The sequence below is a fragment of the Pseudomonas sp. LB3P25 genome (genome assembly GCF_054897985.1).
In genome coordinates this window covers 4,478,932-4,491,341 of record NZ_CM142711.1, presented here as the reverse complement: position 1 = coordinate 4,491,341, position 12,410 = coordinate 4,478,932, and the positions used below count along the sequence as shown (strand labels likewise).

Genomic DNA, 12,410 nt, shown 5'->3' with positions numbered 1-12,410 from the left:
TGACGAACAGGATCTGCCCATGCTTGCCACACTCGGTGTCATTACCATTCTCTGTTTGCTTGCTGCGGTCATGAGCAAACGCCTGTCACCCTTGGTTGCGCTGATCGCCCTGCCAATCATCGCCGCACTGATCGGCGGATTTGGTCTGCAGACCAGTGCCTTCATCATCACCGGTATCAAGAACGTCGCCCCCGTGGTCGGGATGTTTGTGTTCGCGATTCTGTTCTTCGGCGTAATGACGGATGCCGGCATGCTGGACCCGATTATCGACCGGATCCTGCACCGAGTGGGTACCCGCCCGACGCGCATTGTCATGGGCACCGCGCTGTTGGCGTTGCTGGTGCATCTGGACGGTTCAGGGGCCGTCACCTTCCTGGTGACCATCCCGGCCATGCTGCCGTTGTACACGCGGCTGGGTATGGATAAACGCATTCTGGCCTGCGTCACGGCCATGGCCGCCGGGGTCAATTTCCTGCCCTGGACCGGCCCGGTCTTGCGTTCTTCGGCGGCATTGCATGTGCCGGTGGCCGACTTGTTTCAACCACTGATTCCCGTGCAGATCGTGGGGCTGGGGTTCGTCTTCACCTGCGCCTGGTTCCTCGGTCGTCGCGAAGAGCGGCGCTTGGGTCTTGGCGCCGGGGCGTCGGTGGACGTGATGCCGAAACGGGTGCTGAGTGACGCCGAGGTCGTACTGCGCAAGCCGCACCTGTTTTGGGTCAATCTGGTGCTGACCGTGGTGGTGATGGGCGTGATGATTGCCGGGATCGTGGACCCTGTGGTGATGTTCATGCTCGGTACCGTGCTCGCTCTGTGCCTCAACTACCCCAACGTCGATGCCCAACGTGCACGCATCGACGCCCATGCGAAAACGGCGCTGACCATGGCCAGCATTCTTCTGGCGGCCGGTGTGTTTACCGGGATCATGCAGGGCAGCGGCATGCTCAAGGCCATGGCCGAGGTTGCTGTCGCGCAGATTCCCGCCGGGCATGGCAAGTTGATTCCGATGGTGGTGGGCTTTATCTCCATGCCCTTGAGCCTGCTCTTCGATCCCGACTCCTTCTATTTCGGCATCATGCCGGTGGTGGCTGAAGTCGGCCGGGCCTTGGGTGTCGACCCTGTGCAAGTGGCCCAAGCGTCATTGCTGGGGGTGCACACCACCGGGTTCCCGGTCAGCCCGTTGACCCCCGCGACCTTTCTGCTGGTGGGGCTGTGCAAGGTCGAACTGGCGGATCACCAGCGCTTCACCATCCCTTTTCTGTTCGCGGCCTCGGTGCTCATGACCCTGACAGCGCTGCTTCTTGGAGTCTTCTGAATGAAAACCTTACGCATCGGTTCCGGTGCCGGTTACTCCGGCGACCGCATCGAACCGGCCATCGAACTGGCCGAGCTCGGTGAGCTGGATTATCTGGTGTTCGAATGCCTGGCCGAGCGCACCATTGCCCTGGCACAGCAAGCGCGGCTGGTTGACCCCGAAGCGGGCTTCGACCCGTTGCTGGGGGAGCGCATGCGCCGCGTGCTGCCCTTTGTCGGTCGTGGCGCCGATGGCCAGCGCCGACGTTTGCGGGTGATCACCAACATGGGCGCGGCCAATCCGCTGGCCGCGGCACGTGAAGTCCGACGGATCGCCGCACAGTTGGGTTTGTCGGGGCTGAAAGTGGCGGCGCTGACCGGTGACGATGTGCTGGCGACACTGTTGCGCGATCTGTCGCAGACCCTGGATAACGGCAGCACGTTGGCGTCCCTGGGTGATCGTGTCATTTCGGCTAATGCGTATCTGGGTGTGGAAGGTATCATCGACGCATTGCACGCCGATGCCGATGTGATCATCACCGGCCGTGTGGCAGACCCTTCGCTGTTCCTTGCACCACAGATGTTCGAATTCGGCTGGGCGGCGGATGATTGGCCGCTGTTGGGGCGCGGCACGCTAGTGGGGCATTTGCTCGAGTGTGCGGGGCAGATCAGCGGTGGCTATTTTGCCGATCCGGGGTTCAAGGATGTGCCGGACCTGGCGCGCCTGGGGTTCCCACTGGCCGAGGTGGATGCCACGGGACGCGCGGTGATCAGTAAAGTCGCCGGCTCTGGCGGACGCATCGATACGGCGACCTGCACCGAACAGATGATCTATGAAGTGCATGACCCGGCCGCCTACCTGACGCCGGATGTCAGTGCCGATTTTTCGGGTGTGTCCTTCACGGCTCAAGGGCCGGACCGGGTGTTGGCCCAAGGCGCCGATGGCCGGGCACGACCGCCGTCACTGAAAGTCTCGGTGGGTTATCTCGATGGCTGGATCGGTGAAGGCCAGATCTCCTATGGCGGGCCGGGCGCGTTGGCGCGAGGGCGATTGGCGCGGGATGTGGTACTGGAACGCTTGAAGCTGACGGGCGTGGTGTTTGAGGAGATCCGCGCTGAGTTGATCGGCGTCGATGCCTTGCACGGTACTGAATTGGGTTCACGCACGGACAGTGAACCCTGGGAAGTGCGCCTGCGAGTGGCAGCACGTTGCGCCGATCGCGCCGAAGCGCTGCGGATCGGCAATGAAGTGGAAACCCTCTACACCAATGGCCCTTACGGCGGTGGTGGGGCCAGCAAGTCGGTGCGGCAGGTGGTGGCGGTGGCTTCGCTGTTGCTGCCGCGCGATGCCGTCACTCTGCAGGTTCATTTGGAGGACCGCGCATGAGTCGCATCAAACTGCGTGAACTGGCCCACTCTCGAACGGGCGATAAAGGCGATACCTCCAACATCTCGGTGATTGCTTTTCGTGCCGAAGACTATCCGCGACTGTGTCAGTGGCTGACGGTGGAGCGGGTGACCGAACATTTCGCCGAACTGCTCGGCCCACACAGTCCACCGGTGCGACGCTATGAGTTGCCGAACGTCCATGCGCTCAATTTCGTCTTGCCGGGCATTCTGCGCGGCGGCGTGACCCGCTCCCTGGCGCTCGATGCCCACGGCAAAGCGCTGGGTGCGGCGTTGCTCGACCTGGAGCTATGAACGCGCGATGAGGCAGCACTGGAACCAAACACTGTGTACCCTTATCCAACCTCGGTCCGCTGCGACCTGCGGGCCGACGAAGGATGAACGGGCGAAGGATTTTTGCCCTTTGACGTGTTGACCGTAACGGTCTGGCCCAAGGCAAAACATGAAACAGCGGTTCAAGGTTCTCTTTGCACTCATCATCGCCACAGGGCTGGTTGGGTGCATCGCTTCCCCCATCGAAATGACGCCGCAGACCGAACAGCGTCTGAGCGCGCAACCACCGATCCGTTTTCTGCTGACCTTCGACGACGGTCCCAGCGCTTCGAGTTTCTGGAATCCGACGATGACGGTGCTCGACAGTCTGGCCACTAACCCGGTGCAACCGAACCTCAAAGCGGTGTTTTTCGTGCAGACCGGTGCCCCGCGGGCGGGCAACAGTGACATCGGTCGCGAGGTCATGCGCCGTGAACACGCAGAAGGGCAGATTCTGGGCTTCCACACGGCGACCCACTCGCACACCAATCATCGGTCTCTGAGTCCGGAGGAGCTGGAGCAGTCGCTGACTAAGGGCAGCGCCGACATCGCCGCGATCACCGGCGCGCCGCCGACCCTGGTACGTCCGCCATTCTGGAACTACGACAAACGGGTCTTCACCGCCTATCAGCAGCACGGCATGCACGTATTGCTCACCGATCTGAGCGCCAATGACGGCAAGATCTGGGGCTTCAACGCCAGCCCCCGGCGGCGGGCCCACTTCTTGCGCACAATGTCCGAAGTGCGCGAGCGCATCGCCCTTGGCGAGTTACCGGTGGTGGACGGGGTGATTCCGGTGGTGGTGACGTTCCACGACCTCAATCGCTACACCGCCCGGCATGCTCGGGAATACCTGCAAATCCTCCTCGACAGCGCACAGGCTACCGGTGTGAAAACCGCAGAAAAGCCGTTTTACGACGACACGGCAGCGCTGCAACGGGCCGCCATGGCGCGTACTGTTCGCGACAATTCACAGCCGGTTAAATTGCCGGGGCTCTGGAACTGGATCTGGGATGGGGATGCTCACTGAAAGGGCTCAAAAGTGAGAAACAGCTAACATTTTTTTGAGCATTGGCGGGCGCAGGATGGGAAAAGCGCATCTATGCTGAGAAAGTTGGATCCGATTAACTGCCACGGAGGCGCCAATCATGGTTTCAGTTCCTGAGCTTTGCCGCATTGTTGAGTCCGGTTTTCAACCGCTTTCCTGTGCCTGCACGGTGAATCCCGACGGAACGTTACGGATCAAAGTCTACGAACCCGCCACCGGGCGAATTCATCTGTTGATCACCAGAGTATCGCCAGCACGGCTGACCACCGTTCGCGATATCTCCAACCTGATTGGCGAGTTGCGTATTGAAATGCGTGCCGGTCGTCGGGCGTTTGCCGGTTGAAGTGGACTATGTAGCAGCTGGCGAAGCCTGCGTTCGGCTGCGTAGCAGTCGTGAAATCAGGCACTGTGGTGTTTCAGGTGAGCCGTGGATACCGGTTTTACGACTGCTTTGCAGCCGAACGCAGGCTGCGCCAGCTGCTACGGATCGCATTGCAGCTGGCATTCGGGTCAGGCCCGCGGTTGCAGTTCATCAATCATCTGCAAGCAATGATTCAACCCCGGCGATACGTCGCCCACGCGCCTGCTGAGAATAATCGGCGAGGTCGCGTTGTCTTCCAGCAGCGGCGTGAAACCAATGTCGTCGCGGTGCAGCAATTGCACCGAGGCCGGCACCAGGGTGACGCCGATTCCCGCTCCCACCAGACCGATAGCTGTTTGCAGCTCATTGGTCCATTGCGCCACATGGATGCTCACGCCATAGGATTCGAATAGCGCGATCACATGGTCGGCGTAGCTCGGACGCGGGTTGCCGGGGTACAGCACGAAGGGTTCTTTCGCCAGTTCGCGAAGACTGATCGGCCCGGCCAGTAATGGATGGCCGGCGGGCAGGGCGGCGACCAGCCGATCTTCGGTCAACACAGTCTGGATGATCGCCGGGTCATCGATGCGAATTCGGCCGAAACCGATATCGATACGCCCGGCCTTGAGCGCCTGCACTTGTTGCAGCGTGGTCATTTCCGAGAGCCCCAGTTCAAGTTCCAGGGGCTCGCCGCTGCGCAAACGGCGAATCAGTTCCGGCAGCACGCCGTAAAGCGTTGACGGGGCGAAACCGATGCCCAGCCAGGTCTTTTCACCCAGACCGATCCGTCGCGTGTTGTCGCACACCTTGCTCAGTTGCTCGAGCAGGGCGGTGGAGTGTTCATGGAAAAACCGGCCGGCGTCGGTCAGCTTCAGCGGCCGCCCGCGTTCCAGCAACAACACCCCGAGTTCATCCTCCAGTTGCTGCATCTGCCGGCTCAGGGGTGGTTGGGCAATGTGCAGAAGCTCGGCGGCACGGGTGAAGTTGAGGGTTTGAGCCAACACCTGAAAATACCGCAGGTGACGCAGTTCCATGGGGCCTCCGGAAACCAGTTTGCATACCTTAAAGGTATCAAGTCAGACCAATTCTATATTGGCTTCCCGAAAAAAGCCGTACCAGAATCGGTTCCAGAACTTTAAGAACCTGACGGGTATCGACATGCTTGCAACTGCCATTGAATCGATCGAGACGATCATCGTCGATCTGCCGACCATCCGCCCGCACAAGCTGGCGATGCACACCATGCAGAACCAGACCCTGGTGATCATTCGCGTGCGCTGCGCCGACGGCATTGAAGGTATTGGCGAATCCACCACCATCGGTGGCCTGGCCTACGGCAACGAAAGCCCTGACAGCATCAAGACCAACATCGACCGACACTTCGCGCCGCTGCTGCTGGGCCAGGACAGCTCCAACGTGAATGCCGCGATGTTGCGCCTGGAGCGCAGCATCCGTGGCAACACTTTCGCTAAATCAGGTATCGAAACCGCCTTGCTCGACGCACAGGGCAAACGCCTTGGGCTGCCGGTCAGCGAGTTGCTGGGCGGCCGCGTTCGCGATGCCCTGCCAGTGGCGTGGACCCTGGCCAGTGGCGACACCGACAAGGACATCGCCGAAGCGGAAAAAATGCTCGACCTGCGTCGCCATCGGATCTTCAAACTGAAAATCGGTGCTGGTGAGGTCAATCGCGACCTGGCCCACGTTATTGCGATCAAGAAAGCCTTGGGCGACCGCGCCAGCGTGCGGGTCGATGTCAATCAGGCCTGGGACGAAGCGGTCGCGTTGCGCGCCTGCCGCATCCTCGGCAGCAACGGCATCGACCTGATCGAACAGCCGATTTCGCGCAACAACCGCGCCGGCATGGCGCGCCTGAATGCCATGAGCCCGGCGCCGATCATGGCCGACGAATCCATCGAATGCGTGGAAGATGCCTTCAACCTGGCTCGTGAAGGCGCGGCCTCGGTGTTTGCCTTGAAGATCGCCAAGAACGGCGGCCCACGCGCCGTGTTGCGAACCGCTGCGATTGCCGAAGCGGCCGGTATCGGCCTGTACGGCGGCACCATGCTCGAAGGTGGCATCGGCACCCTGGCCTCGGCCCATGCCTTTGTCACGCTGAACAAACTGGCGTGGGACACCGAGCTGTTCGGCCCGCTGCTGCTGACTGAAGACATTCTCAGCGAACCGCTGGTCTATCGCGATTTTGAGCTGCACGTGCCGAAAACACCGGGGTTGGGCCTGAGCCTCGATGAAGAACGTCTGGCGTTCTTCCGTCGTGACAAAACGTCTACTGCCATTCATCAAGCCTGAGGAGAGCATTATGCTGTTCCACGTAAAAATGACCGTGAACCTGCCGGTCGATATGAATCCGCAAGCAGCCGCCAAATTGAAGGCTGACGAAAAAGCCCTGGCCCAGCGCATGCAAGAGCAAGGCAAGTGGCGTCACCTGTGGCGCATCGCCGGGCACTATGCCAATTACAGCGTTTTCGATGTCGACAGCGTGCAGGAACTGCACGACCTGCTCATGCAATTGCCGCTGTTTCCGTACATGGCGATCGAGGTCGACGCGATGTGCCGGCATCCTTCTTCCATCCGCGAGGATGACCGCTGAGCCCAGCCTGTTCAGTTCGCTACGCTAATAATTACAAGATGAGGAACCCACCAAAATGAACGTCAAGATTTCCCACACTGCCAGTGTCCAGAAGTTTCTCGAAGAGGCCAGCGGTCTGCTCAACGACGCCGGCGACCCGCGGGTCAAGGCCCTGGTTTACCGCATCCTGCGTGATTCGGTGAACATCATCGAAGACCTGGCCGTAACCCCGGAAGAGTTCTGGAAAGCCGTCAACTACCTCAACGTGCTGGGTGCGCGTCAAGAGGCCGGGTTGGTGGTGGCCGGGCTCGGTCTGGAGCATTACCTCGACCTGTTGATGGACGCCGAAGACGAGCAGGCCGGCAAGGCCGGCGGCACACCGCGGACCATCGAAGGGCCGCTGTACGTGGCGGGTGCGCCGCTGTCGGAAGGCGAAGCGCGACTGGATGACGGCGTCGATCCGGGTGTGGTGCTGTTCATGCAGGGCCAGGTCAAGAACACCGCCGGCGAACCGTTGGCCGGCGCGGTGGTGGATGTCTGGCACGCCAACACCGGCGGCACTTACTCCTACTTTGATACCACTCAATCGGAGTTCAACCTGCGTCGCCGCATCGTCACCGATGCCGAAGGTCGTTATCGCTTTCGCAGCATCGTGCCGTCGGGCTATGGCTGCCCGCCGGACGGTCCGACCCAGCAACTGCTCGATCAACTGGGCCGTCATGGCCAGCGGCCGGCGCACATTCACTTCTTCATTTCCGCGCCGGATCATCGTCACCTGACCACCCAGATCAACCTCGATGGTGATCAATACCTGCACGACGATTTCGCCTATGCCACCCGTGACGAGTTGATCGCGAAGATCACCTTCAGCGATGATCCACAGCGCGCAGCGGCCCATGGCGTGAGCGGCCGTTTTGCCGAAATCGACTTCGATTTCACCTTGCAGACCTCCGCACAACCCGACGAGCAGCAACGCCACGAACGGGTCCGCGCACTCGAGGACTGATCGCGCGACAGGATCCACTGTGTGGGAGCGAGCCTGCTCGCGAAGGGGGCATCAGCTTCAACATCAACGTTGACTGACACTCCGCTTTCGCGAGCAGGCTCGCTCCCACAAGGGGATTCGGTTAACCGACTGGCAGCACGTCGGTCAACTGACACTCCGTTGCTAGCAGTGCCTTAGAATGCCCCGACGCAATCGATAACAACAATGAGAGTGACCTGATGATGCAAGCGCAACTGTTGAGTCAGCGCAGCACCGTATTCGACCACGCCGACCCTTACGCGGTGTCGGGCTACGTCAATCAGCATGTCGGTAATCATTGCATTCTGATGCCCCGGGCCGGGCGACCGCTGGCCAGCCTCAATCACCGCAAGTTTGCCAGCCTCGACCTGTGCCGCATCAGCTATGGCGGCAGCGTACGGGTCACCTCCGGTGCCCTGGAAAGCATCTATCACCTGCAAGTGTTGCTGCGCGGCAACTGCCTGTGGCGCGGTCATGGCCAGGAACACTACTTCGCGCCCGGCGAGTTGCTGCTGATCAATCCCGACGATTCGGTGGACCTGACCTACTCTGACGATTGCGAAAAATTCATCCTGAAAGTCCCCACCCCGTTGCTGGAATCCGTGTGCGATGAACAGCGCTGGCGGTATCCGGGGCAGGGCGTGCGGTTTCTGGAGAACCGTTATCAGCTCAATGAACTGGAAGGCTTTGTCGGTCTGCTGGCGATGATTTGCCAGGAAGCCGAGGCCACCGAGCAGATTCCCAGGGTGCAGGAGCACTACGCTCAGATCATCGTCAGCAAGATGCTCAGCCTGATGAAGACCAATGTCAGCCGGATCAGTCTCGGCTCACAGACGGCCACGTTCGAGGTGATTGCCGACTACATTGCGGGCCATCTCAAACAAGACATCGACAGCGAAGAACTGGCACGCCAGGCGCGGATGAGTCTGCGGTCGTTGTACGGATTGTTTGAACGCAACGCCGGCACCACGCCGAAAAACTACATCCGGCAAAAACGCCTTGAGCGCATCAACGCCTGCCTGAGCGACCCGACCTGCAACGTGCGCAATGTCACGGAAGTGGCTATGGATTACGGCTTCCTGCACCTGGGCCGATTCTCCGACAGCTACCGCAAGCAATTTGGCGAACTGCCGTCCGACACCCTCAAACGCCGGCACTGAAACACCGCAAAGCACCTGTAGCAGCTGCCGAGCCTGCGAGGCTGCGTTCGAGTGCGCAGCACTCGCAAAATGGCTCGCACGGTATTTCAAGCAGACCGCATTGTTCCTTGGCGAGCGCTTCGCACTCGAACGCAGCCTCGCAGGCTCGGCAGCTGCTACAGGAAGTGGGCCGTTTGCAGTAAACGGATACAGGTCTGCACCCAGCGGATATTCCGCCACTTCCCCCCGTCCTAGCATGGCCCTGCCTGAATAAAAACAATGGAGGCGGCGGCCATGTCCCTGCGACCCGAATACCTTCACTCCCTGCTCGAAGATGACAAAGAACAGGGCATCTATCGCTGCAAGCGCGAGATGTTCACCGACTCGCGGCTGTTCGATCTCGAGATGCAGCACATCTTCGAAGGCAACTGGCTGTACCTGGCCCACGAAAGCCAGATCCCCAACAAAAACGATTTCTACACCACCACCATGGGGCGTCAGTCGATCTTCATCGCGCGCAACAAGGACGGTGAGCTCAATGCGTTCCTCAACGCCTGCAGCCATCGCGGCGCGACGCTGTGCCGGCATAAGTCTGGCAACAAGAGTTCGTACACCTGCCCGTTCCACGGCTGGACCTTCAACAACTCCGGCAAGCTGCTCAAGGTCAAGGATCCGGCCGAAGCGGGCTACCCGGCGAGCTTCAACTGTGAAGGCTCCCACGATCTGACCAAAGTCGCGCGCTTCGAGTCTTATCGCGGCTTCCTGTTTGGCAGCCTCAAGGCTGATGTCGTGCCGCTGGTTGAACACCTGGGCGAGTCGGCGAAGATCATCGACATGATCGTCGACCAGTCCGCCGATGGCCTGGAAGTGCTGCGCGGTTCCTCCAGCTACATCTACGAAGGCAACTGGAAACTCACCGCCGAAAACGGTGCCGACGGTTACCACGTCAGCTCCGTGCACTGGAACTACGCCGCCACCCAGAACCAGCGCAAACAGCGCGAGGCCGGCGATAGCAACCCGACCATGAGTGCCGGCAGTTGGGCCAAACAGGGCGGCGGTTTCTATTCCTTCGACAAGGGTCACATGCTGCTCTGGACCCGTTGGGCCAACCCTGAAGATCGCCCGCTGTACGAACGTCGCGATGAACTGGCAGAGGATTTCGGCAAGGCCCGCGCCGACTGGATGATCGAGAACTCGCGCAACCTGTGCCTGTACCCGAACGTGTACCTGATGGACCAGTTCAGTTCGCAGATTCGCATCGCCCGGCCGATCTCGGTCAACCGCACGGAAATCACCATTTACTGCATCGCCCCCAAAGGCGAAAGCGACCACGCCCGTTCGAGCCGGATTCGTCAGTACGAAGACTTCTTCAACGTCAGTGGCATGGCCACTCCAGACGACCTGGAAGAGTTTCGTTCCTGCCAGACCAGTTATCAGGGCAGCGTGACCACCTGGAACGACATGTCCCGTGGCGCCGAGCACTGGATCGAAGGCGCCGATGAGACGGCCAAAGAGATCGACCTGAACCCGCTGCTCAGCGGCGTGCGCACCGAAGACGAGGGCCTGTTCGTGCTGCAACACAAGTATTGGCAGCAGACCATGCTCAAGGCCTTGGCCGCCGAGCAGTCCGAACTGATTGCAGTGGAGGCCGTGCGATGACCATTACCTATGACGCCGTGCGCGATTTTCTCTACCGCGAAGCACGCTACCTCGATGACCGCCAATGGGACGAATGGCTGGAGTTGTACGCCCCGGATGCCACGTTCTGGATGCCGTCCTGGGACGACAACGACGAGCTGACCGAAGACCCGCAGCGGGAAATCTCGCTGATCTGGTACGGCAACCGCACCGGTCTGGAAGACCGCGTCTTCCGCATCAAGACCGAGCGTTCCAGCGCGAGCATTCCGGACACCCGCACCTCGCACAACATCAGCAACATCGAGCTGCTCGAACAGGCCGACGGCTTCTGCAAGGTGCGCTTCAACTGGCACACCCTGAGCTTTCGCTACAAGACCGTCGACAGCTATTTCGGCAGCAGTTTCTACACCCTCGATGTGCGCGGTGAAAACCCGCTGATCAAGGCCAAGAAAGTGATCCTGAAGAACGACTACGTTCGCCAGGTCATCGATGTTTACCACCTGTGAGGCAGCCGTCATGACTCATTCCATCGCATTCAATTTTGAAGACGGCGTCACCCGGTTCATCGACGCCAATGCCGGCGAAACCGTGGCCGATGCCGCGTATCGCCAAGGCATCAACATTCCACTGGATTGCCGCGACGGCGCTTGCGGTACCTGCAAATGCTTCGCCGAGGCCGGCCGTTATGATTTGGGCGAGGAGTACATCGAAGACGCGCTCAGCGCGGAAGAGGCCGAGCAAGGTTTCGTCCTGACCTGCCAGATGCGCGCCCAGAGCGATTGCGTGGTGCGCGTGCCGACTTCTTCAGAGGTCTGCCGTACTCGTCAGGCCAGCTATGACGCCACCATCAGCGCCGTGCGCCAGTTGTCCGACAGCACCATCGCGCTGTCGATCAAGGGCGAAGCCCTGAGCAAACTGGCGTTCCTGCCGGGGCAATACGTGAACCTCGGGATTCCCGGCAGCGAGCAGACCCGCGCGTATTCGTTCAGCTCGTTGCAGCGGGACGGCGAGGTCAGTTTCCTGATCCGCAACGTGCCCGGCGGTTTGATGAGCAGCTTCCTCACCGGCATGGCCAAGGCCGGCGACAGCATGAGCCTGGCCGGGCCGTTGGGCAGTTTCTACCTGCGCGACATTCGCCGCCCGTTGTTGCTGCTGGCCGGCGGTACGGGGCTGGCACCGTTCACGGCGATGCTGGAAAAAATCGCCGAACAGGGCAGTGAGCATCCGCTGCATTTGATCTACGGCGTGACCAACGATTTCGATCTGGTGGAAATGGATCGACTCGAAGCCTTCGCCGCGCGAATCCCGAACTTCAGCTTCAGTGCCTGCGTCGCCAACCCGGACAGTCAGCACCCGCTCAAGGGCTACGTGACCCAGCACATCGAGCCGCAGCATTTGAACGAAGGCGACGTCGATGTCTACCTGTGCGGCCCGCCGCCGATGGTCGAGGCCGTCAGTCAGTTCATCCGTGAAAAAGGCATCGCGCCGACCAACTTTTACTACGAGAAATTTGCCGCCAGCGCGGCGTAAGTATCAGCAACGACACCGTCTTTGTAGCAGCTGCCGAGCCTGCGAGGCTGCGTTCGGCAGCGAAGCAGCCGTGA

At 60.6% G+C, this 12,410-nt stretch carries 13 protein-coding genes; 12 read left to right on the top strand and 1 reads right to left on the bottom strand.

Annotation, left to right across the window (positions count from 1 at the left end; translation table 11 throughout):
- Positions 1–19 precede the first annotated feature (19 nt).
- The 5 genes from ACYZTW_RS20420 to ACYZTW_RS20400 all read left to right on the top strand — a co-directional run bounded on the left by ACYZTW_RS20420 (position 20) and on the right by ACYZTW_RS20400 (position 4,400).
- Positions 20–1,312 carry a CitMHS family transporter gene (locus tag ACYZTW_RS20420; RefSeq protein WP_462001528.1) on the top strand — a complete coding sequence of 431 codons (1,293 nt, stop codon included), beginning with the start codon at positions 20–22 and terminating at the stop codon, positions 1,310–1,312.
- A complete protein-coding gene (locus ACYZTW_RS20415) occupies positions 1,313–2,677 on the top strand; it encodes an acyclic terpene utilization AtuA family protein (protein ID WP_462001527.1) in 1,365 nt (454 codons plus the stop codon). It begins immediately after the preceding gene.
- Positions 2,674–2,991, top strand: a complete 318-nt coding sequence (locus ACYZTW_RS20410) for an AtuA-related protein (RefSeq protein WP_462001526.1) — start codon at positions 2,674–2,676, stop codon at positions 2,989–2,991. Before ACYZTW_RS20415 ends, ACYZTW_RS20410 begins: the two co-directional genes overlap by 4 nt.
- Before the next feature lie 148 nt (positions 2,992–3,139).
- Positions 3,140–4,039 (top strand): polysaccharide deacetylase family protein, encoded by a 900-nt coding sequence (locus tag ACYZTW_RS20405; RefSeq protein WP_462001525.1) that lies wholly within the window; start codon positions 3,140–3,142, stop codon positions 4,037–4,039.
- 118 nt (positions 4,040–4,157) lie between these two features.
- Positions 4,158–4,400, top strand: coding sequence for a DUF1652 domain-containing protein (locus ACYZTW_RS20400; protein ID WP_462001524.1), 243 nt, complete (start codon positions 4,158–4,160; stop codon positions 4,398–4,400).
- A gap of 167 nt (positions 4,401–4,567) precedes the next feature.
- On the opposite strand, the gene ACYZTW_RS20395 is transcribed toward ACYZTW_RS20400, so the two are convergent.
- Entirely contained in the window at positions 4,568–5,452 is an 885-nt protein-coding gene (locus ACYZTW_RS20395; protein WP_008154539.1) for a LysR family transcriptional regulator, read from the bottom strand.
- A 124-nt stretch (positions 5,453–5,576) separates the two neighbouring features.
- Here ACYZTW_RS20395 and ACYZTW_RS20390 point away from each other — a divergent pair, with 124 nt between their 5' ends.
- The 7 genes from ACYZTW_RS20390 to benC all read left to right on the top strand — a co-directional run bounded on the left by ACYZTW_RS20390 (position 5,577) and on the right by benC (position 12,336).
- Positions 5,577–6,725 (top strand): muconate cycloisomerase family protein, encoded by a 1,149-nt coding sequence (locus tag ACYZTW_RS20390; protein ID WP_462001523.1) that lies wholly within the window; start codon positions 5,577–5,579, stop codon positions 6,723–6,725.
- A gap of 10 nt (positions 6,726–6,735) precedes the next feature.
- Positions 6,736–7,026, top strand: coding sequence for a muconolactone Delta-isomerase (gene catC / locus ACYZTW_RS20385; RefSeq protein WP_462001522.1), 291 nt, complete (start codon positions 6,736–6,738; stop codon positions 7,024–7,026).
- 55 nt (positions 7,027–7,081) lie between these two features.
- Entirely contained in the window at positions 7,082–8,011 is a 930-nt protein-coding gene (gene catA, locus ACYZTW_RS20380) for a catechol 1,2-dioxygenase (protein WP_008154545.1), read from the top strand.
- Between the two features lie 218 nt (positions 8,012–8,229).
- Positions 8,230–9,189: an AraC family transcriptional regulator gene (locus tag ACYZTW_RS20375; RefSeq protein ID WP_462001521.1), complete on the top strand. Its 960-nt coding sequence runs from the start codon at positions 8,230–8,232 to the stop codon at positions 9,187–9,189.
- A 273-nt stretch (positions 9,190–9,462) separates the two neighbouring features.
- Complete coding sequence (gene benA / locus ACYZTW_RS20370) at positions 9,463–10,827, top strand: benzoate 1,2-dioxygenase large subunit (RefSeq protein ID WP_462001520.1); 1,365 nt, start codon at positions 9,463–9,465, stop codon at positions 10,825–10,827.
- Positions 10,824–11,312 (top strand): benzoate 1,2-dioxygenase small subunit, encoded by a 489-nt coding sequence (benB, locus tag ACYZTW_RS20365; RefSeq protein WP_462001519.1) that lies wholly within the window; start codon positions 10,824–10,826, stop codon positions 11,310–11,312. Before benA ends, benB begins: the two co-directional genes overlap by 4 nt.
- A gap of 10 nt (positions 11,313–11,322) precedes the next feature.
- Positions 11,323–12,336: a benzoate 1,2-dioxygenase electron transfer component BenC gene (benC, locus tag ACYZTW_RS20360; RefSeq protein WP_129443492.1), complete on the top strand. Its 1,014-nt coding sequence runs from the start codon at positions 11,323–11,325 to the stop codon at positions 12,334–12,336.
- Positions 12,337–12,410: the final 74 nt, after the last annotated feature.